At 60.2% G+C, this 19,994-nt stretch carries 18 protein-coding genes; 16 read left to right on the top strand and 2 right to left on the bottom strand.

What is annotated here, in order from left to right; all coding sequences use genetic code 11:
* Positions 1 to 156 precede the first annotated feature (156 nt).
* Positions 157 to 1,077, top strand: a complete 921-nt coding sequence (locus tag E1748_RS03015) for a LysR substrate-binding domain-containing protein (protein WP_133645664.1) — start codon at positions 157 to 159, stop codon at positions 1,075 to 1,077.
* Positions 1,078 to 1,137: 60 nt separating this feature from the next.
* Here the strand turns inward: E1748_RS03015 and E1748_RS03010 are convergent, their stop codons facing one another.
* Together E1748_RS03010 and E1748_RS03005 are read right to left on the bottom strand one after the other, a co-directional pair.
* Entirely contained in the window at positions 1,138 to 1,446 is a 309-nt protein-coding gene (locus E1748_RS03010) for a transposase (protein ID WP_133645663.1), read from the bottom strand.
* Positions 1,447 to 1,669: 223 nt separating this feature from the next.
* Positions 1,670 to 2,491 (bottom strand): EAL domain-containing protein, encoded by an 822-nt coding sequence (locus tag E1748_RS03005; RefSeq protein WP_166653496.1) that lies wholly within the window; start codon positions 2,489 to 2,491, stop codon positions 1,670 to 1,672.
* Positions 2,492 to 3,436: 945 nt separating this feature from the next.
* Here E1748_RS03005 and E1748_RS03000 point away from each other — a divergent pair.
* The 15 genes from E1748_RS03000 to E1748_RS02930 all read left to right on the top strand — a co-directional run bounded on the left by E1748_RS03000 (position 3,437) and on the right by E1748_RS02930 (position 19,835).
* Positions 3,437 to 4,882 carry an undecaprenyl-phosphate glucose phosphotransferase gene (locus E1748_RS03000; protein ID WP_133645661.1) on the top strand — a complete coding sequence of 482 codons (1,446 nt, stop codon included), beginning with the start codon at positions 3,437 to 3,439 and terminating at the stop codon, positions 4,880 to 4,882.
* 75 nt (positions 4,883 to 4,957) lie between these two features.
* The gene (locus E1748_RS02995) at positions 4,958 to 6,136 is read left to right on the top strand and encodes a polysaccharide biosynthesis/export family protein (RefSeq protein ID WP_420819287.1); all 1,179 of its coding nucleotides are present in this window, start codon (positions 4,958 to 4,960) and stop codon (positions 6,134 to 6,136) included.
* Complete coding sequence (locus tag E1748_RS02990; protein ID WP_133645660.1) at positions 6,133 to 6,582, top strand: low molecular weight protein-tyrosine-phosphatase; 450 nt, start codon at positions 6,133 to 6,135, stop codon at positions 6,580 to 6,582. Before E1748_RS02995 ends, E1748_RS02990 begins: the two co-directional genes overlap by 4 nt.
* A 60-nt stretch (positions 6,583 to 6,642) precedes the next feature.
* On the top strand, positions 6,643 to 8,901 hold the full coding sequence (locus E1748_RS02985) for a polysaccharide biosynthesis tyrosine autokinase (RefSeq protein ID WP_133645659.1): 2,259 nt from the start codon (positions 6,643 to 6,645) through the stop codon (positions 8,899 to 8,901).
* A gap of 20 nt (positions 8,902 to 8,921) precedes the next feature.
* Complete coding sequence (gene wecB / locus E1748_RS02980; protein WP_133645658.1) at positions 8,922 to 10,100, top strand: non-hydrolyzing UDP-N-acetylglucosamine 2-epimerase; 1,179 nt, start codon at positions 8,922 to 8,924, stop codon at positions 10,098 to 10,100.
* Positions 10,101 to 10,127: 27 nt separating this feature from the next.
* Positions 10,128 to 11,384, top strand: coding sequence for a UDP-N-acetyl-D-mannosamine dehydrogenase (gene wecC / locus E1748_RS02975; protein ID WP_133645657.1), 1,257 nt, complete (start codon positions 10,128 to 10,130; stop codon positions 11,382 to 11,384).
* Between the two features lie 9 nt (positions 11,385 to 11,393).
* Positions 11,394 to 12,719 (top strand): flippase, encoded by a 1,326-nt coding sequence (locus tag E1748_RS02970; protein WP_133645656.1) that lies wholly within the window; start codon positions 11,394 to 11,396, stop codon positions 12,717 to 12,719.
* Between the two features lie 10 nt (positions 12,720 to 12,729).
* Positions 12,730 to 13,545: a glycosyltransferase family 25 protein gene (locus E1748_RS02965; RefSeq protein WP_133647206.1), complete on the top strand. Its 816-nt coding sequence runs from the start codon at positions 12,730 to 12,732 to the stop codon at positions 13,543 to 13,545.
* Positions 13,538 to 14,851, top strand: a complete 1,314-nt coding sequence (locus tag E1748_RS02960; protein WP_133645655.1) for an O-antigen ligase family protein — start codon at positions 13,538 to 13,540, stop codon at positions 14,849 to 14,851. Before E1748_RS02965 ends, E1748_RS02960 begins: the two co-directional genes overlap by 8 nt.
* Positions 14,848 to 15,987 carry a glycosyltransferase family 4 protein gene (locus tag E1748_RS02955; RefSeq protein WP_133645654.1) on the top strand — a complete coding sequence of 380 codons (1,140 nt, stop codon included), beginning with the start codon at positions 14,848 to 14,850 and terminating at the stop codon, positions 15,985 to 15,987. The genes E1748_RS02960 and E1748_RS02955 overlap by 4 nt, the downstream gene beginning before the upstream one ends.
* The gene (locus E1748_RS02950) at positions 15,984 to 16,787 is read left to right on the top strand and encodes a heparin lyase I family protein (RefSeq protein ID WP_133645653.1); all 804 of its coding nucleotides are present in this window, start codon (positions 15,984 to 15,986) and stop codon (positions 16,785 to 16,787) included. Before E1748_RS02955 ends, E1748_RS02950 begins: the two co-directional genes overlap by 4 nt.
* Positions 16,788 to 16,791: 4 nt before the next feature.
* Positions 16,792 to 17,973, top strand: a complete 1,182-nt coding sequence (locus tag E1748_RS02945; protein WP_133645652.1) for a glycoside hydrolase family protein — start codon at positions 16,792 to 16,794, stop codon at positions 17,971 to 17,973.
* A gap of 24 nt (positions 17,974 to 17,997) precedes the next feature.
* Positions 17,998 to 18,762, top strand: a complete 765-nt coding sequence (locus tag E1748_RS02940; RefSeq protein ID WP_133645651.1) for a WecB/TagA/CpsF family glycosyltransferase — start codon at positions 17,998 to 18,000, stop codon at positions 18,760 to 18,762.
* 129 nt (positions 18,763 to 18,891) lie between these two features.
* Positions 18,892 to 19,323 carry a serine O-acetyltransferase gene (locus E1748_RS02935; protein WP_133645650.1) on the top strand — a complete coding sequence of 144 codons (432 nt, stop codon included), beginning with the start codon at positions 18,892 to 18,894 and terminating at the stop codon, positions 19,321 to 19,323.
* Positions 19,324 to 19,559: 236 nt separating this feature from the next.
* Complete coding sequence (locus tag E1748_RS02930) at positions 19,560 to 19,835, top strand: transposase (RefSeq protein ID WP_133645649.1); 276 nt, start codon at positions 19,560 to 19,562, stop codon at positions 19,833 to 19,835.
* Positions 19,836 to 19,994 lie beyond the last annotated feature (159 nt).

Raw genomic sequence — 19,994 nt, 5'->3', positions numbered from 1 at the left:
ACGCTTCTCCGATGACGGTGGGTTCCAGAACGGCTATGTGTTGTGTATTTCGTGTGTGCGGTCTCGATCGTGCACAGCGAGTGTCCTGCGTCGTGGCTATATCGTCCAATACGAATAAAATAACTATCCATGCATTTTTGATATGGGCTGGAATCGATGAACCTCAAACACATCGAAGCGTTTCGTGCCGTGATGTTGAGCGGCTCGATGACCGCTGCGGCGAAAGAACTGTTCACGTCGCAGCCGAACGTGAGCCGGCTGATCTCGCAGCTCGAGCGTGAGACGGGGTTGCTGCTGTTCCAGCGCAACGGCGTGCGGCTGATTCCGACCGGCGAGGGCAATGCGTTCTTTCGCGAGGTCGAGCGGACTTACGTGGGCTTGCAGGGACTCGCGAATGCAGCTGCGCAGATTCGTAATCGCGGTACAGGGCGGCTGCGCATCGCGGCGATGCCGTCGGCGGGACTGACGCTTGTGCCGCGCGCGATCCAGCGGTTTCATGCGCGTCATCCGGAGGTCACCGTGTCGTTGCATCTGAATACGTCGACCACGGTAAATCACTGGACCGCGTCGCACTTCTGCGATCTAGGGATAGTGGTGTACGTGAGCGAGCAATCGAACTGCGACACCGAGATGTTTTCGAATCTCGCGGCAGTGGGCGTGGTGCCGGCAAACCATCGGCTCGCCCGCAAGAAGATCCTGAAGCCCGCCGATTTTCAGGGCGAATCGTTCGTGTCGTTATGTCATGGGGACGGCACGCGCACGCTGATGGACGAAGTGTTCGATCGCGCAGGCGTGGAGCGCGTGATGGCGCTCGAGGCGCAATACTCTGCGATCTGCTGCGAGATGGTTCGCAGCGGTGCGGGCGTGACGCTGTCGCATCCGGTGGTCGCGGAGGCTTATGCGGGACCCGACATCGCGATCCGGCCGTTTCAGCCGTCGATCCAGTTTCCGAACTACCTGCTGTTTCCGCCGCATCAGCCGCGCGCGCGTCTCACGATGCAGTTCGTCGAAGTGCTGCGTGAAGAACACGCGGCACTGATCGCGTCGATTGAGAAACGCAAGCGGGCGGTGCGGTGATGTTTGCGATACCTGCGAGTCAACCGTGAGGCAAGCACGCGACAGCGACATGACACTGCTTCAGGCGGGACACTCGTCCGATGGAAGATCGTCCTGTGACGCGGTGCAATGACGCCGCAGTTCGTCGAGCACGACATCCATCACGCCGCTGCGCTTCCACTGCAGCCAGCGCGCGTAGCAGGTTTGCGACGGAGGGAACGTGCCGGGCAGGTGATGCCATTTTTCATCGTTCAACAGCACCCACAGTACGCCGTTGAGTACATCGCGGGAGCGTCGGCGGGGCCGGCCGACGCCGGCCGTGCTGGCCGGTTCTTCAAACAGATGACAGACGCGCAGCCAGGCTTCGTCGGTCAGGGGGAGGGTTGTCATACAGCACTTCATTAACTAATGGGTACACGAATTATGCCAAATCCGTGCATGAATTTAAATTCAAAAAACGACCAGTTTAGCGCGCTGCTACGCCGGTGAGCCTACGTCGAATGCTCGACATATGGGTTCGAAAATGGTCAGACAATTTTTTTGAGACAGCGCTGCAAGGGGCCTGATCCCGGCATTTAACGGGGGCTGGATCAACGCGATTCAAACAGCCGACTCACTGTCCGGGCTGCGCGCGCGGGGCGTCCAGCGCGGCGGCGAGGTCGCTGGTGGGGCGTGAGAAATAGAAGCCCTGGACGAGCACGTTCGGCCATTGTTCGAGCCATCGCGCCTGATCGATTGTCTCGACCCCTTCGACGACGACCCGCATGCCGAGTTCGTCGAGCAGCGCGAGAATGCCGGCGATGACCGCGCTCGCGCGTTGTCGAGAGGGTACAAACGCGAGCAGTTCGCGCGCGAGCTTCACGGTGTCGACGTCCATTTCGCTCAGCAGCGCGAGCGACGAATAGCCGGTGCCGAAGTCGTCGATCGAGATGCGGATGCCCGAATCGCGTAGCGGTCGCGTCAGCACGCGCGTCGCGAGAATGCGTGCAGTGTCCTCGGTTTCGACCAGTTCGATGTCGATCAGTCCGGGTGCGATGCCGTGCATGTGCGCGATCTGTTCGACTTCTGCGGCGAAGTCTTCCTGCGCGGCGACCGAAGGCGGAACGTTGACTGCGACGGGTAATGCAGGACGTCCGGTGCGGATGCATGCGCCGAGTTGCGCGCATGCGCGGTCGATGACGAAGTGCGTGACGTCGACGGCCAGTTCGGGATCTTCGTCGAGCACTTCGAGAAATGCATCCGGCAGCAGCAGCCCGTAGTCCGGATGCATCCAGCGCAGCAGCGCTTCGGTACTGACGAGCCGACCCGTGCCCGATTCGTGAATGCCTTGAAACACGAGATGGAATTCGCCGGCGCGCAGTCCTTCCCGGATCCGGTCGCTCAATCCGTTGCGTGTCGGCGTGTCGATCGTCTGTTTTAGTTGTCCGCTGTGCACCGGTCCCTCGCGTGTCGTTCGTTCTATTGATGTCGGCGTGTGGTGGGCGCAATCGTCGTCGCGATCGTTGCGGAATCGCTGATCCCGATCGATGCGGCCGCAATGCCCCGGCGGGAAACAGCAGGTTCCATGCCATCGAGGTTCGCGCGCGATGCGGCTCGCCGTCGATCGACATGCGGCGCGCGAGCCGCGACAGGCCGTCGTCCGGCGTGTGCGGTGTACGAAACCCTCACTCCGCGATGACCGATGTTCCAGGTCGTTACGCCCGGGCGTTACGTAACGGACGCTTCATCGAAACATGACCGGTTGCGACCGCAGCTGTCCGTCGTTGCAACCGCACACAAGTAGAACGCATATGCAGCATGGGCCACACGTCGATACGTGCGATTAATCGAAGCGTTGCTACCTATTTGGCATGGATGCTGCTTAGTGGATGTCGCATTGCACAACCTGACATACATAAGACAGGACCTGTAGATGACCCTCTGTTTGAATCGACCGCTTCGGCCCGGGGTGAGCCAGCGGATCTTCCGTTTTCCAACCCTGTCCGTACGCATGACGCGGACACGTCTTCAGTGGCGGGATCGTCGCGCGTGTGTCGTGCATGCGCCGCACTATCTCCGCGGCTCTTAATCCGCAGTTTCCGATGACCGGCTGACTCCGCGAGGACCAACGCGTCCTCACGGCGAGCCGGCTTGTGTCGGGTTTTTGTTGTGCGCATTTCGCGCGCGGGGGGACGTTTTGCCGCGCGAAACGCGATCAGTACGTGCAGTACCGCTGCGTCCACACCGCAGCGACGACATTCGAATAAATCGTGCGAGCCGGGAGAGCGGCCGTGCGTCTGTGAAAAATGAGGAACACCAGAATGAGCACAGACCGATCGAAACGCAGCAGGGCGGCGGCGCGGGGGCGCACGTCGATTGATTTTTCAATGCGGGACGCGATGTGAGCACCGTCGACTTCGCTCACTCACGCCGCAAGGCGCACGCTCACGCTCACGGTCCCGAGGGTCTACTCGCGCGTGCAGTCGATGTGCTCGTGATCGCGGGCGGCGCGGCTGCTGCTGCGCAGGCACGCTTCTCCGATCTCACGGTCGCGCATCTCGACTTCTCGTTCGTCGCATTTGCGACTGCATTGACGCTCACGCTCTTTCCGGTGTTCGGCATCTACGAGTCGTGGCGCGGCCGTTCGCTGATGAGTCTCGCGAGTCGCATCTCGCTCGCGTGGTGTGTCGTTCAGTGTTGTGCGGTGGTGCTGATGTTCTGGCTGCACCGGATCGATTTCGTGTCGCGGCTCTGGTTCGCGTACTGGACCTGCCTGACCGGCGGCGCGCTGATCGTGTCGCGGCTCGCGACGCATGCGGTGCTGCGCCGCGTGCGGCATGCGGGGCTCAATCTGCGCAACGTTGCGATCGTTGGGAGCGGTGCTCATTGCCGGGATGTCGTGCGCAATATTGCTGCGTCGCCTGCTAGCGGGTTTCGTGCTGCAGCAGTGTTCGATGTTGCGCCTGCCGGGTCTTTCGAGCAAACCGACGCGTCCGCGATCACCGGTGTGCCCACCTATAAAGACCTCGCGCAGTTCGTGCGCCACGTGCGTGCCGAAGGCTGGCAGGAGCTATGGCTCGCACTGCCGCTCTCGGAAGAACGCACGATGTTGCGGCTCGTCAGCGAGTTTCGCGACGACCTCGTCAGCATTCGTTTTATCCCCGACGTCAGCAGCCTTGCGCTGTTCGACAACTGCATGATCGATCTGATCGGCGTGCCGGCGATCAACCTCGTCGCGTCGCCGCTGTCTCCGCATGCGCTCGCGAAGAAAGACGTGTTCGATCGGCTATTCGCCGCAGCTGCGCTGTTTGCGCTTGCACCGCTGCTCGTCGTGATTGCGATTGCGATCAAGGTCACGTCGCGTGGACCTGTGCTGTTCACGCAGCAGCGCAAGGGCGCCGATGGTCGCGTGTTCCGCATCTACAAGTTCCGCTCGATGCGCCCGCACGACGAAGCACCTGGCGTGATCACGCAGGCGACCCGCAACGACAGCCGCATCACACGCGTCGGTGCATTCCTGCGCCGCACGAGCCTCGACGAACTGCCGCAGTTTTTCAACGTGTTGCGCGGCGAGATGTCGGTGGTGGGGCCGCGTCCGCATGCGCTAGAACACGACGAGCTGTACCAGAAGGTAGTCAACGGCTACATCCACCGCTACCGGATCAAGCCGGGCATCACCGGATGGGCACAGGTGAACGGCTTTCGCGGCGAAACGGATCGCGTCGAGAAGATGCAGGGGCGCGTCGAACACGACCTGTACTACCTGCGCAACTGGTCGTTCGCACTCGACATGCGCATCGTCGCCGCGACGATTTCGAAAGGCTTCCTGCACAGCAACGCATTTTGACTAACCGATGACCGCGCGTGCGCGCGTTTGGTCAGCGTCACATAGAAAAACAGCAAACGATACGAGGTGAACCAGATGGAACCGACGACACAAAACCAGCCTCACGCAGGCCCGCCGCCTGGATGGAACGCGCGCACCGGCATGCTCGCGTTGATAACGACGGCATGCGTTGCACTGTCCGCATGCGGCATCGCGCCCGGCATGCGGATGAGCGCACCCGCGACGCTGCCTGTCACGAGCGGCGACGCGCAGACGCAGGCGACCGACATGCAGGTGCCGATCGCCGACATCAACACGACGCTGATCCGTCAACTGCGCGAAGCGGCGACGCAAACCAACACGGACCAGTTGCGCGAGCTGTCGGCGAAACCGGGGCCTTACACGATCGGTGCCGGCGACGTGTTGCAGATCACGATATGGGACCACCCCGAACTGACCGCCGCACTCGGCGCGCAACCGCAGACCAACGGCCGGCCGTTCGATCCGGCGCTCGGTTTCGTCGTCGACAGCAGCGGCAACGTGCAGGTGCCGTACGCGGGCAACGTGCACGTCGCGGGACTGCGACCGGACGAGGCGCAACGCGCGGTCTTCACCGAACTCGCGAAGGTCTTCCAGAAACCGCAGGTGACGGTGCGCGTCGCGTCGTTCCGCGCGAAGCAGGTGTACGTCGATGGTGAAGTGCATACGCCCGGCACCGTGCCGATCAACGACGTGCCGATGACGCTGTACGAAGCGGTCAGCCGCGCGGGTGGTTTCAGCCCGAACGCGGATCAGAGCCGCATGGTGCTGGTCCGCGACGGCGTGTCGTATCCGCTGAACCTGTCGCGGATGCTGGAGCGCGACCAGAACCCGTCGAACATCGTGCTGAAAAGCGGTGACCTGCTGCGCGTCGTGTCGCGTGACGAAAACGGCGTGTACGTGATGGGCGAAGTGAATCGCCCGGTCACTGCGATTCCGATGAAGACCGGCAAGCTCACGCTGAGCGATGCGCTGTCGCAGGCGGGCAGCCTGAACACCGCGAGCGCCGATGCCGCGCAGCTGTACGTGATTCGCGGCTCGACCGATGCGACGCCGCAGGTGTTCCATCTCGACGCGCGCTCGCCGGTCTCGATGGTGCTCGCGAACCAGTTCGAGCTGCAGCCGAAGGACGTCGTGTATGTGGACGGCAATGGCCTCGTGCGCTTCAGTCGCGTGCTGAGCCTGCTGTTACCGGCGATCAACGCAGGACTGACCGCGGCGGTCGTGACCAAATGATCGATCGCATCCTGGTGGTTTGCGAAGGCAACCTGTGCCGCAGTCCGATCGCACAGGGACTGCTGACGCGTGAGATGGCAGACGTGGTCGTCGCGTCGGCGGGACTGTCGGCGGTACCGGGGACTGCGATTGATCCGGTCGCCGCGTCGCTGCTCGCTGATCGCGGCATCGACATGTCCGCGCATCGCGCACGCCGCCTCGACGAGCGGATGTGCCGCGTCGCCGATCTGATTCTCGTGATGGAGCTGGAGCAGAAGCACGCGATCGAACGTTTCTATCCGATCGCACGCGGCCGCGTGTACCGGCTCGCGGAAGCCTATCCGACCGACGTTCCGGACCCCTACGGACGGCCTCATCGCAGTTACGAATATGCGATGACGCTGATCGATCACGGCGTGCAGGACTGGACCCAGCGCATCGCCCGTCTGTCGTTCAGCAGGAGTTGACATGACATCACTCCATCACCGCTTCCTGCGTACCCGTGCCACGACAAACCAGCCGCAATCATGAATTCACCAACAATCCATAGCCAGTTTTCCCGCGATAACCGCGACGCGGACGAGATCGATATTCGCGCGGTGCTCGACGTGCTGATCAAGAACGTGAAGACCATCGTCGCGATCACGGTGGTGTTCATGCTGATCGGCGCGTCGTACGCGTTCATCGCGCGGCCCGTGTACAGCGTCGACATCACCGTGCAGGTCGAGAGCAACGGCGACCTCGCCGGCGCTGCGGCCGGCAATCTGATCGGCGGACTGAGTTCGCTGTTCGACGTCAAATCCACCGACGACGGCGAAATGGAAATCCTCCATTCGCGGCTCGTCACCGATCGCGTCGTCGACGATCTCGGTCTCTATATTGATGCGCAGCCACGCTACTTCCCGTTGCTAGGCTCATGGGTTGCGCGGCACGGTCGCACGCTGTCGCAACCCGGGCTGCTCGGTTTCGGCGGCTATGCGTGGGGTTCCGAGCAGATCGCTGTGAAACAGTTCGACGTACCGAAGGATTTCGAGGAAGACCGCTTCGTCGTCACCGCACTCGGCGGCAATCGCTACAAGCTCTCAGGCAGCGATCTCGATGCGGATGCGACCGGCGAAATCGGCGCGCCGCTGAAGGTGAGGACGTCAGCAGGCGACATCACGCTGCTCGTGTCTCAACTCGACGGTAAACCGGATGCGCAGTTCGTCGTGAAGCGCTATTCGAAGCTGAAGGTGCTCGACAAACTGCAGAAAGACCTGACGATCACCGAGAAGGGCAAGGACCAGTCCGGCGTGATCGGCGTCACGTACGAGAACCCCAACCCCGTGCTCGCGGCTGCGGTGCTCAACGAGATCGCGAACAACTACGTGCAGCAGAACGCCGATCGCAAGGCAGCCACCGCTGACAAGTCGCTGCAGTTTCTGAACGCGCAGTTGCCCGACGTCGAAAAGCAGTTGCGTACCGTCGAGGACCGCCTCAACGCGTATCAGAACAAGCACGAATTGGTCGACCTGAGCGAACAGGCGAAGGCTGTGCTGACGCAATCGGTGGCTGCGCAGTCGAGCCTGTTCGAACTCGAACAGAAGCGCAAGGAAATGGCCGCGCTGTACACGCCGCAGCATCCGGCGCTCGCGGCGCTCGATCAGCAGATCGCTGCGGCGCGACTGAACGTCGATTCGTTCAATGGCTCGATCCAGCGCCTGCCCGATGCGCAGCAGAACCTCGTGCGCCTGAAGCGCGACGTCACTGTTGAAACCGATCTCTATGTTGGTTTGTTGAACAGCATCCAGCAGTTGCGCCTTGCCACAGCGAGCAAGATCGGCAACGTGCGCGTGATCGATCATGCCGTCGTGCCGGACGAATCGGTTAAGCCGAAACGTGCGCTCGTCGTCGCGATTGCCGCCGCGCTTGGTTTGTTGTGCGGCATCGGTACCGCAGTCGTACGTGCCGCGCTGTTCGGTGGACTCACCGATCCGATGGACATCGAACGCGACGCGATGCTCAACGTGATCGCGACGATTCCGCTGAGCGTCGCGCAGCGTCAGTTGATGCGACCCGGCGAACGCTCCGATCACGTGCCGTCGATTCTCGCGCTGGCGAGACCACAAGAACCCGCGGTCGAAGCGCTGCGCAGCCTGTGCACCGCGCTGCAGTTCGCGCTGCTTGAGCGACCAGAGAACAACGTCGTGCTGATGACGGGACCGTCGGTCGGCATCGGCAAGTCGTTCGTGTCGGCGAATCTCGCGACGCTGATCGGCCTGTCGAAAAAGCGCGTGCTGCTGATCGACGGCGATCTGCGACGCGGCCACCTCGCAGCCGATTTCGGTGTGCCGGGACGCGTCGGATTCACCGACGTGCTGCGCGACGACATGCCGATCGAACAGGCGATCGTCACCGACATCACACCGAACGTCGATTTTCTGCCGGCCGGTCCGTTGACCGGGCAACCGGTCGAGCTGTTTTCCACCGGCGGCCTGGCCGAGATTATCGCGTGGGCGTCGCAGCGCTACGACATCGTGCTGCTCGATGCACCGCCCGTGCTGCCTGTCACCGATGCGACCGTGTTCGCGCCATACGCCGGCATCGTGCTGCTCGCCGCGCGCTCGGGGATGACCAGCAACGGCGAAATTCTCGAATCGGTGAAGCGGATCGAACGCGTCGGCGCGAAGGTGACCGGCGTCGTGTTCAACGGTTTCCGGCCGGGCCTGCGCTCCGCGCAATACGGCAACTACGGCGGTTACGCATATCGCGGCAACGAGCAGGAACCGCAACTGGGCGGCCAGTGAACGGACGGGCGGAGCACACCATGGACATCGAAAGAAAGAAGATTCTCGTGACGTTCGGCACGCGGCCCGAGGCGATCAAGATGGCGCCGCTCGTGCATCGCCTGCGCGCAATGGCGCACGTCGACTGCGAAGTGTGCGTCACTGCGCAGCATCGGCAGATGCTCGACCAGGTGCTCGACCTGTTCGCGATTACACCCGACTACGACCTCGACGTGATGCGCGCCGGCCAGACGTTGACCGACCTGACCGGTCATCTGCTCGGCAAGCTCGACCCGGTGCTGGAAGCGAGCCGCCCGGACCTCGTGCTCGTGCACGGCGACACCACGACGACGTTCGCGACGTCGCTTGCTGCGTACTACCGACGCGTGCCGGTCGGGCACGTCGAAGCGGGATTGCGCACCGGCAACCTGTATTCGCCGTGGCCCGAGGAAGCGAACCGCAAGCTGACCGCCGCGCTCGCCGCGCACCACTTCGCACCGACGGAAACATCGCGCGGTAATTTGCTGCGCGAAGGTATTGCGCAGGAGCGGATCGTCGTGACGGGTAATACCGTGATCGACGCGTTGCTCGCCGTGCAGACGCGACTGAACCGCGAACGCGATCTCGCGCAACGCCTGCACCAGATGTTCCCGTTTCTCGACGAAACGAAACAGATGATCCTCGTCACCGGACATCGACGCGAGAACTTCGGTCAGGGTTTCGAGGACATCTGCGCGGCGCTGCTGCGCATCGCTGAAAAGCATCCGCAGGTACAGATCGTTTATCCGGTGCATCTGAATCCGAACGTCCGCGAGCCCGTGAACCGGTTGCTCGGCAACGTGCGCAACGTCGTGTTGATCGAGCCGCAGGAGTACCTGCAGTTCGTGTACCTGATGACGCGCGCGTGGCTGATCCTGACCGACTCCGGCGGCATCCAGGAAGAGGCGCCGTCACTCGGCAAACCGGTGCTCGTGATGCGCGATACCACTGAGCGTCCCGAGGCCGTTGCAGCGGGAACCGTACGACTTGTCGGCACCGACGCGCAGCGTATCGCCGATACCGTCGAGCGCCTGTTGAACGATAGAAGCGAATACGACGCGATGAGCCGCGCGCACAACCCGTACGGCGACGGCCGCGCATGCGAGCGGATCGCTGCGGCGCTGCCGGCAGCGTTGTGGCCGAACGCGACCGCCGCGCTGCAACCCGTCGCCGTGCATTGAACACAAAAAGCGAAGAGACCACACACCATGTCATTCGACGTTATTTCCATCATCGGGCTCGGCTATATCGGCTTGCCCACCGCGGCCGCGTTCGCAGCGCGGCGAAAGACCGTTGTCGGCGTCGACGTGAATCGCACGACCGTCGACACGATCAATCGCGGCGAAGTGCACATCGTCGAGCCCGAACTCGACATGCTCGTGCGCGCGGCGGTCACGCAAGGTCATCTGCGCGCGACGACCGAACCCGAACCGGCTGATGCATTTCTGATCGCCGTGCCGACGCCGTTCGGCGAGGGGCACAAGCCGGACCTGACTTACGTCGAGGCCGCGAGCCGCGCGATCGCGAGCGTGCTGAAGCCGGGCGATCTGGTCGTGCTCGAATCGACGTCGCCAGTCGGTACCACCGAGAAGGTCGCTGCGTGGCTTGCCGAGATGCGGCCTGATCTGAGTTTTCCGCAGCAGACAGGTGAAGCGTCGGATATTCGTGTTGCGCATTGCCCCGAGCGCGTGTTGCCGGGGCACGTGATCCGCGAGCTGGTGGAGAACGATCGGGTGATCGGCGGGATGACGCGTCGTTGTAGCGAGACGGCGGCCGAGTTGTATCAGACCTTTGTGCGCGGCGAATGCGTGCTGACCGATGCGCGTACGGCCGAGATGTGCAAGCTGACGGAGAACTCGTTTCGCGACGTCAATATCGCGTTCGCCAACGAGCTGTCGATTATTTCGGACAAGCTCGACATCAATGTCTGGGAACTGATCCGGCTGGCTAACCGTCATCCGCGCGTGAGTATTTTGCAGCCGGGGCCTGGGGTGGGCGGGCATTGTATTGCGGTGGATCCGTGGTTCATCGTGGATTCGGCGCCGGAGCATGCGCGGTTGATCAGGACGGCTAGGGCGGTGAATGATGAGAAGCCGCGTTATGTGGTGGAGAGGGTCGAGCGCGCGGCGAAGCGCTTCCGTGAACCGGTGATCGCGTGCCTCGGGCTCGCGTTCAAGGCGAACATCGACGATCTGCGCGAGAGTCCGGCGATCGAGATCGTGAGCCAGCTTGCGGATCGATTCGAAGGGCAGGTGATTGCGGTGGAGCCGAACGTCGAAGCGTTGCCGCCGTCGCTGGATGGCAAGGTGCGGTTGGGCGATCTGTCGGGCACGCTCGCGCAGGCGGACGTGGTGGTGATTCTTGTCGATCACACGCAGTTTAGACGGATCGACCCGGTGAGGTTGCAGGCGAAGGTGGTGATTGATACGCGGGGGGTGTTGGCCGAAGCCCGGATGGCGGGTTGAGCGATGACGATGAGTGATCCGTCCAGCCTCGGCTCGGTTGCGGCTATTCCTGTGACGGGACCCGCGAAGAGTCTCGGCCGGAATTTCTCGGCAATGCTGCTTTGGCAGATCGGCAATTACCTCGTACCGCTCGTCACGTTTCCCTATCTGACGCGCGTACTGGGACCGGCGCAGTTTGGCGTACTCGGTTACGTGACGGCGATGACGATCTACGGAACCGTGTTGACCGAATGGGGTTTTAATCTTAGCGGGCCACGCGCGGTGGCCGAGTCTCGGGGCTCCTCCGCCAGTCTCAACGAGTTGATCTGGTCGATCATGGGCGCGAAGGCATGCCTCTGCGTGCTGTCTTTCGCGGCGCTGTTGCTGGTGCTTTATCTGGACCCACGTATCGCGGTTGCCGTACCTGTGATGCTGATATCGTGGCTCGTTGTGGTCAGTAACGTGTTTACGCTTAACTGGCTGCTGCAAGGTCTCGAGCGGTTTTCGCTCTTTGCAACCTTGTCGCTTGGCGCTCGCTTTGTCACGTTGCCGCTGACGTTCCTGTTCGTGCGCAATGCTGACGACGTTGCCGCAGCGGTAGCGATCCAGGCCGCAGCACCGTTCATCGGTGGGGTATTTTCGCTTGTTGTCGTGTCGCGCCTTGGCTTGCTTGGACGGCCAGAGACGTCATGGGTAGCTGTGTGGGCGCGATTGAGACAGGGCGCCGACATGTTTGCCGCGAGTGCTTCTGTCAGTCTGTTCAGTGCGACCAACGCGATCATTCTCGGGTCCACAGCGGGTTCATATCAGGTTGGCCTCTACGCCGCCGCAGACAAGCTGAAGACGGTTGGCAATATGGTGCCGGCCCAGATCAACACGGTGCTGTATCCGCGCATCTCGGCGCTATTTGCGGAGCTTCGTCCGGAGCGCATCCGCGATGCTGCAAAGCTTACTGTATTCGGCGCAATCGCAACGGTGGCGACAACGGGTACGGGCGTAGTGGTGATCGCGTGTCTTGCGGAACCGTTGACGAACCTGATACTAGGTGCCCGTTATGAAGGATCGGCGGCCGCACTGACGCTGCTCTGCGTCGCGACACTATTCGGCAATCTTGCCTATTTCCTCGGACTGCAGGTCATCGTGCCGTTTGGTGGCACCCGTCGACGCTCCGGCGTGATGCTTGCGGCAGGCGTTCTGAATATCGTGCTGGCGTTTTCCCTTGCGCCGCACTTCGGTGCCGAGGGGGCTGCGATTGCTTTCCTGATCGCCGAGGCGGCGATTCTGGGCGCCTATCTTTTCCTGATCGCAAGGTCGCCGTCGTTACGCGCCCATTTCACTCAGCTACTGAACCGATAGACGCGTGTCCATGTTCGATATTTTTGTTATTTCGCTCGCATTGTCTGAACGGCGTCCGTCGATCGCGAAGGCATTGAACGACCGCAGCGTGGCATTCCGTTTCGAAGATGCGTTCGATGCGCGCTGCCTGACCGATTCGGAGATCGATTCGATGACTGATCGTAGCGCCGCCGTTCGGCGCTACGGTCGCATGCTGACGCGTGGCGAGATCGGGTGCTTTATGAGTCACCGGGCAGTCTGGAGAAAAGTCGTGACATTGGGTCGGTCCGCTGTGGTCCTGGAGGACGATGCGCTGCTGGACAACGGATTCTTCGAACACGTGCTGACCGCCGAAGAACGAGGATTGAATGCGGCCGCCGATATTGTTTTGCTCGGTCGCTCCAAGTTACGTCAAGCGGATGCGAAACGCGCGTATCTACGTGAACCGTTGAAGCGGTTGCGCCTCGTCGGCGGATTGACCGTTGGCATACCGTTCAAGCAGTGGACGAGCGGAACTGTCGGCTACTGGATTAGTCCCGAAGGCGCAAGAAAAGCGTTGGCTCATACCGAAAGAGCGACCGACATGCTGATCGATGACTGGCCGTTACATCGGGATCGCGGAGGTATCTGCGTTGCTGAGCTTCGCCCGTATGTAGTCTGGGAGGCTTTCGAAACAATGCCGAGTAGTCTCGATGCGGCACGACGCGCGCAGACGCGAGGGCGTTCCGCATTGCTCGATGCACTACTGGGGCCGCTACGTGTTTTGCGGACGATTGGCAGATGGTCGATGGTCGCGGTATTGACTGTGACGGCATCACGGAAGCAAGGACTGACGAGCCATGAGTAGCTATGTGCTGCACGACGGGAACCGACTTGCAGATAGGGTGACGAGGCAGGCCACCACGCTGTCGACGACGTTCATTTGGGGCTTGTTGGCAATAGGTCTGGTGTTGTCGCCGATCGGCGATTTTCTGTCTGTTCGTGCGTCGCAAGGCGGCCTCGTCATGCACAGCGACGATGCGCGATTTTCGCTTCTGATACGAGGGGCGATGGTCGCCGGTTTGATGGCGGCGATGCTGTGGGGATTCAGGATGCGCATGTCGGGTTTGCGTTTGTCCGCGCTGGCGTTGCTAGCGGTTCTTTCCACCAGTATTACCTACGCGGTTGGCGATATGTCCGACCGGGAGTGTCTCGAACAAGCCGTTTTCATCTTCAAGATATTTTCATTCTTCGTTTATCTGGGGGCGATGTCGAAGCTCAGCGACGGTCGCCTGGCAAAACTGGAATCGATTGTGTGTTTCGTGTTGCTGGTGTACGCAGCCGCGATCGTTGCAGGCGCGGCGTTTTCAGTCGACATGTTCCGTAGTTACCAGGACGATACTCATATTCGTTCCGGCTACAAGGGAATCGTTTACGCGCAAAACGAAGCTGCGGCGCTCGTAATCGTCGGACTCGCCTTCGGATATCTGCAGGTATTGCAACGGGGATGGCGACTGTCGTCCATCCTTCTGGTCGGTGGAATGCTGCTGGCCTCCATGCTGACCGGAACGAAAGGCGCCGTGGTGGGGGCGCTAGGTGTGACGTGTGCGTACTACTTTGGTCGCTATAACGTCTTGAAGGCGACATTACGCGCGTGCGCTGTGATCGGGGTTCTGATGACGGCAGCTGTCCTTGCCTATCTGCTTGTGCAGCAGGTTCACGAAGCGGTGGAACTCAGCCTGCGCTATTTCCAGCACCAGGGCGGGCGCATCGGTACCGACAAGCTGTTGACGCTCCTGCTCTCCGGGAGAAATCTGAAATTCGCCAATGTCTGGGCGGATCTATCGCAACAGAACTACATTTCGCTGCTGACTGGTGGATATCCGGTAGTGCGTTACATGGTCGAAATTGATATTCCGGATCTGATCCTGGTGCTAGGTTTGCCTGTCTTCGTGGTGTATTTCGTTGCATTATTTCCCGCGTTTGTTCATCGAAGAGGCCGCAACCCGGTTCTGCGTTTCGGCACACTGTTTTTTTGCGTTCTGATGGCGGTAGCGGCCACTGCGGGACACGTGCTCGGCTCTGCGGTCATTGGTCCTTATCTGGCGATAATCGCGGTTCTCCTGGCACGTTCCGTCAAACCGAATCGACGCTTTATCGGAGATGCAGCATGACGATGCGTCAGGACGATCTGCCGGGAGATAAGCTACCCGCGCACGGTATCCGTGTGCTTCACGTGGGTCCCGGCTGGAAACAACGGGGAGGCATTGCGTCGGTGCTCGAAGAACTGGCGATGCAGAGAAGTCGCTTTGCATCAGAGAATGTTTTTGTTTCGTTCTTCGAGACGCATGGCTTTCATCGGGCGAGCGATCTACTGCAGTTCTTTCTACAGGATGTTCCGCGCTTTGTTGCTGCGCTGAGACAGGTTGATATCGTTCATTTTCATGTGTCGGAGAAAGGCTCCTTTTATCGAAAGGTCTTGTTGTTCTCTCTTGCGAAAGTTGTTGGGAAGAAGACGATTTTCCATCTGCATTCCGGCAATTTTGGACAGTTTGTCGGAGGCGGAGGCGACACGATACGGCGATTGGTCTCGTGGTTTATTGGCAATGCCAATGCGGCAATCGGTGTTTCTTCCGCAACAGCCGAAGTGCTGCGACGCTATGCCGGAACTACCCCACGCATCTATGTAATCGGCAACATGGCGCGTCTTGCTGAATACGCTGGGTCGACGGGTTCATTCTCCCAAATGGAATCGTCCGATTCGCCTTACGTCGCCTTTGCTGGTCGCTTCTCTGTCGAGAAAGGCGTTCATCTGCTAATGGAGTCGCTGGCGTTGCTTAAACGCCAGGGGTGTCCCGTTCATTTGCGACTCGCTGGGGCAGGAGAGACCAGAGTGTGGATGCGCATGGCCGCAGAGCGCGAAGTAGACGACCGTGTCGCCTTCATGGGCTGGCTGGATGGCGATGCGAAGCTGGCGTTCTACCGTAATGCACGTTTGTTCTGTATGCCGAGCAGGTTCGAGTCCTTTGGAATTTCGGCACTCGAAGCAATGTTCTGCGGAACCCCTGTGATTGGAACAAGGCTCGGTGGTTTTCTCGATCTGGTTGAAGAAGGCGTGACCGGTCACCTGATCGAACCAGGCGACGCGGAGGCACTGGCTAACCGTATTCGCGGACTCGTCGAAGATCCGCCGCGTGCTGCCAGCATGGGTGCAGCCGCGCAGCAACGGGCGCGGCTGAAGTATTCGACTGAAACCATCGTTCTGCAGTACGTCGAGTGTTACCGGGTGATTGAGAGGAGTCGACAATGACGGGCGTAGCTCGTTTCAGATTTCAGCGGTATACCGTCGCGTTGTTCGCGGTGCTGCTCTGCACGACTGTTCATGCAGAGCAAGCCAGCATGGCTGGCGATATCGATATGTTCCATAAGGTTTATGAAACGGCATGGAAGGACGGCTTAGGTAGCGATGCTGGAATTCAATCGTCCAGACAGTCCAACATTGCGCTGGTTGACGACCCGTTGACTCACGACCGCAAGGTGGTACGAGTCCATATCGAGCGGAGTGAAAATTTTTCGAAAATTATCAATGGTTTGCCCCGTGCGGAATTTTCACTTCCGCCTGACGTGCGCCTCAAGTCCGGACATCACTATCTGATTCGATGGAGCACGCTGCTTCCCAGCGGCTTCAGTTTCGATGGGCAGCAGATGGCGATCATCACGCAGATACATCAGAGTGCGTCGAGCGGTGGTTCTCCGCCCTTTATGTTGACGCTGATGGGATCGGACTACACGGTGTCGGAGCGTGGCGGCACGAACACCGTACACGGACGCGGTGCGCGCATTTGTTGCGCGTCGGGGGATGTGGGCAGGTGGATCCACTGGACATTGCTGTACACGCCAGATGCGGAGGGGAGCCAGGCGGTGACGCAGTTGCTGAAAGATGGCGTAAAGGTCTTCGATTCTCACGGGATGCCGAACGCCTATCCGGATGACCAGAGGGCGTACCTGAAGTTCGGCGTCTATAAACCCGGCTGGCAGCAGTCCGCATCGGATGTGGATCAGATAACCCTGTTTTATGGGCCGATTTCCGTTCTGGAACGTAGAGAGTGAACTGATGAACGGTTCCATCGATCCTGTCGATATCCTCGAAGCGCTGATCGCGCAATGCCGGGAATCGGACTATGCGGGCTACGATCCGTTTGACGGACTGAACAGCGGCTTGTTCCGATACTCCGGTTTAGGCCGGCTACCGGTTGCAAGCATTGCGTGGTTGCAACTGCACAAACGCAGTCCGATCAACTTGCGCGGTCTCATCGGCGTACCACGGCAGAGAAATCCAAAAGGTATCGCGCTGATCATTCTCGGTTTGCTCCAGCGCGAGCAGAGGACGCGGGATGGCATGAGTTTGAAGGAGGCCGAAGAGCTCGGAGAGTGGTTGCTCGAGCAGCGCACGGATCGCGCGGTTTGGCGATATAGCGCATGGGGCTATCACTTTGACTGGGCCGCACGCGCGTTCTTTGTACCGAAGGGAACGCCGAATGCGATCACTACCTGCTACGTGGCACGTGCGCTCCACGCCTTGGGGCGGGCAACGAATGATCTACGCTTTACCGATGCCGCAGTTGATGCAGGATTGTTTCTCGACAGCCTTTATCTCGGCGATGAAACGGCCGGTTACTACGCCTATATTCCGGGTGAGACCGCATTTGTCCACAACGCAAGTTTATGGACTGCGGCGCTGGTATCGGAGACGGCTCGGCATACCGGCGACACGCGTATGCGGCGGCGTGCGTTGACGGCAGCGAGTCAGTCTGTGTCGATGCAGCGCGCTGATGGCTCATGGTTTTATGGCCTGCGTGCTCATCACGCATTCGTCGACGGGTTTCACACCGGCTACAACCTCGAGGCGCTTAGCTTCGTGCAAGCTGCCCAGGAAACCGCACAGTTCGAGTCCGCGATCAATCGCGGGCTTGCGTACTATCGCCGGGAATTTTTTCTGCCCGACGGCACCGTCAAGTACTACAACAACAGGACTTGGCCCCTCGACACACATTCAGTTGCGCAAGCGCTGATCACGTTGCTGACGGTCGCTGATGAAGAAGAGGACCGACAACTGGCGCGGCAGGTTTTGCAGCGAGCCATTGAAACGCTTTATATGCCTGGAAAGCAGCGTTTCATGTATCAACGGCATTCCCTTTTCGCGAATCGTATCAACTACCTGCGATGGACACAGGCGTGGGCTTTCTACGCTATCGGTGTGTATACGAACCGCGTTGGAACGAGGGCAGACAACTGAGCGCTTCCTCATACGGAAAAGATCATGAAACGCATTGAGATGTTCGGGTGCCCGATGGATGTGGCATCGATGCAGGAAACGGTCGATCTGATCGAAGCGCGAATCGCTGCCAGGCAGTTCACGCAACACGTTGTCGTGAACGTGGCGAAGCTCGTGCAGATGCAAAACGATATAGAACTGGCCGGCTCGGTGCGTGCTTGCGACATCGTGAATATCGATGGGATGGGGGTCGTGTTGGGTGCGCGTTTGATGGGCATACCGGTTGCAGAACGGGTGGCGGGCATCGACCTCTTCGACCGATTGCTGGATATGGCCGAGGCACGCAGATTTCCGATCTTCATGCTGGGTGCGACGGAAGATGTCGTATCGCGTGCCGCATCCGTCATTGCCGCCAGATATCCTGCGCTCCAGATCGCGGGTCATCATCACGGATACTTCTGGGAGCATGAGGAATCGGTCGTCGACGCGGTTCGTCGCTCGGGTGCGCGACTGCTGTTTGTAGCGATCACGTCGCCGAAAAAAGAGAATTTCATCAATCGTTGGAAAGATAGCCTCGGTGTTGATTTCGTGATGGGTGTGGGTGGAACGTTTGACGTCGTTGCGGGGAAAGTGCGGCGTGCGCCGCGATGGATGCAGCGCAGTGGTCTCGAATGGGCCTACCGCGTAATGCAGGAGCCTCGACGGATGTGGAGACGCTATTTCGTGACGAATAACAAGTTTGCCTTGATGCTGCTGCAGGCACACATCGCGTCGGTCTTTCATTGGAGTACAGGTGGACGGGGAAAATAGTTTAGACAGGCGAATCGCGCGATACACCTGTATGTCTTGCACGTAGCCCGTCGCCTGTATATCCCCGACCGGGACCGGCGCGCGCGATTTCGATTCGAGAATGCTTGGCGTACGGGTATTGGAGTGAATATGATTTTTGTTTATCGAATTTCGAATCTGCTATATCGCTTCAACGTGCCATTTCTCCCTTGGTTGCTCAAGGTAGTGAACCGGACTCTGTTCTCGGTTTCGCTTCCTCCGTCGGTACAGGTAGGGAGAAATGTGACGTTCGGATATCAAGGGCTTGGCATCGTCGTGCACAAACAGGCGGTACTGGGAAGCAACATTACGATTGCTCCGAATGTTGTGATCGGGGGGCGAGGGCGTCCTGGTGCTCCAGTGATCGAAGACGATGTGCTGATCGGCGCGGGAGCATGCATCTTGGGTCCCGTCACTATTGGTCGAGGTGCAAGAGTGGGCGCAAACGCGGTGGTCATGTTCGATATCCCCGCCGGGGCGACCGCAGTGGGAGTTCCTGCACGCATTGTTCGAAGTGACGAGCGCTTGTGTAACGCGCCGTAACCAGTCCCGCTATGCATTGTCTTCGTGTTCTGAATAACCTTTTTATTTGCCCACTAACATTAACCCGTGCTACATGATGAGCAACTCCGTCGTCTTCGCCGCCCTCATCTTCGGCGCAGCGAATCGCACCTCTGCCCAGGTACCCGCCGGCTAACCCCGGCAAGTAACCCGCGCGCATCGCCGCCTCACTCCGCGATGCGCCAGCGTTGAATTCTCCATCAGCTCCCATAAGTGCCGTGATTGAAATCCCCTTGTCGGACGCGGACTGGACGCGCGTCAAACATCTCTTCGTCACACCGGAACCCGTGGTGTCGCGTGGCCGTCCGCGTCGCGATGCCCGGCCGCTGCTCGATGCGATTCTCTGGGTGCATCTGCATCGCGAGAAGTGGCATCGGCTGCCCACGCATTTCCCGCCGCAGCAGACCTGCTACGCGAAATACATCGCGTGGCGGCGTGAGGGGATTCTGCAACGCGTCGCTGGGATTCTCGAGATCGAGCCGTTCGATTCGTGATTCATGACACGCGTGACGTATATGGCATGCGCCATACGCGAGGCTAATAAAAATTCCGGCTGAGCGTCAGTCGTCAAGCCTCACGCAGACGCGACGGACTGACGAAGCGTCGCGCATCCCACGCGAGTTGCGTGCGGTGAATGGAAACCCACCGTGATG

This window comes from Paraburkholderia flava (genome assembly GCF_004359985.1).
GTDB lineage: Bacteria > Pseudomonadota > Gammaproteobacteria > Burkholderiales > Burkholderiaceae > Paraburkholderia > Paraburkholderia flava.
This window is presented reverse-complemented; position numbering and strand designations above follow the sequence as displayed.

Coding starts and splice junctions, on each gene's coding strand:
- E1748_RS02935 (WP_133645650.1), top strand. CDS start 18,892: ATGATTTTTGTTTATCGAATTTCGAATCTGCTATATCGCTTCAACGTG.
- E1748_RS02985 (WP_133645659.1), top strand. CDS start 6,643: ATGAATTCACCAACAATCCATAGCCAGTTTTCCCGCGATAACCGCGAC.
- E1748_RS02990 (WP_133645660.1), top strand. CDS start 6,133: ATGATCGATCGCATCCTGGTGGTTTGCGAAGGCAACCTGTGCCGCAGT.
- E1748_RS02965 (WP_133647206.1), top strand. CDS start 12,730: ATGTTCGATATTTTTGTTATTTCGCTCGCATTGTCTGAACGGCGTCCG.
- E1748_RS02940 (WP_133645651.1), top strand. CDS start 17,998: ATGAAACGCATTGAGATGTTCGGGTGCCCGATGGATGTGGCATCGATG.
- E1748_RS02970 (WP_133645656.1), top strand. CDS start 11,394: ATGAGTGATCCGTCCAGCCTCGGCTCGGTTGCGGCTATTCCTGTGACG.
- wecB (WP_133645658.1), top strand. CDS start 8,922: ATGGACATCGAAAGAAAGAAGATTCTCGTGACGTTCGGCACGCGGCCC.
- E1748_RS03015 (WP_133645664.1), top strand. CDS start 157: ATGAACCTCAAACACATCGAAGCGTTTCGTGCCGTGATGTTGAGCGGC.
- E1748_RS02945 (WP_133645652.1), top strand. CDS start 16,792: ATGAACGGTTCCATCGATCCTGTCGATATCCTCGAAGCGCTGATCGCG.
- E1748_RS02950 (WP_133645653.1), top strand. CDS start 15,984: ATGACGGGCGTAGCTCGTTTCAGATTTCAGCGGTATACCGTCGCGTTG.
- E1748_RS02995 (WP_420819287.1), top strand. CDS start 4,958: ATGGAACCGACGACACAAAACCAGCCTCACGCAGGCCCGCCGCCTGGA.
- E1748_RS03010 (WP_133645663.1), bottom strand. CDS start 1,446: ATGACAACCCTCCCCCTGACCGACGAAGCCTGGCTGCGCGTCTGTCAT.
- E1748_RS02960 (WP_133645655.1), top strand. CDS start 13,538: ATGAGTAGCTATGTGCTGCACGACGGGAACCGACTTGCAGATAGGGTG.
- E1748_RS02955 (WP_133645654.1), top strand. CDS start 14,848: ATGACGATGCGTCAGGACGATCTGCCGGGAGATAAGCTACCCGCGCAC.
- wecC (WP_133645657.1), top strand. CDS start 10,128: ATGTCATTCGACGTTATTTCCATCATCGGGCTCGGCTATATCGGCTTG.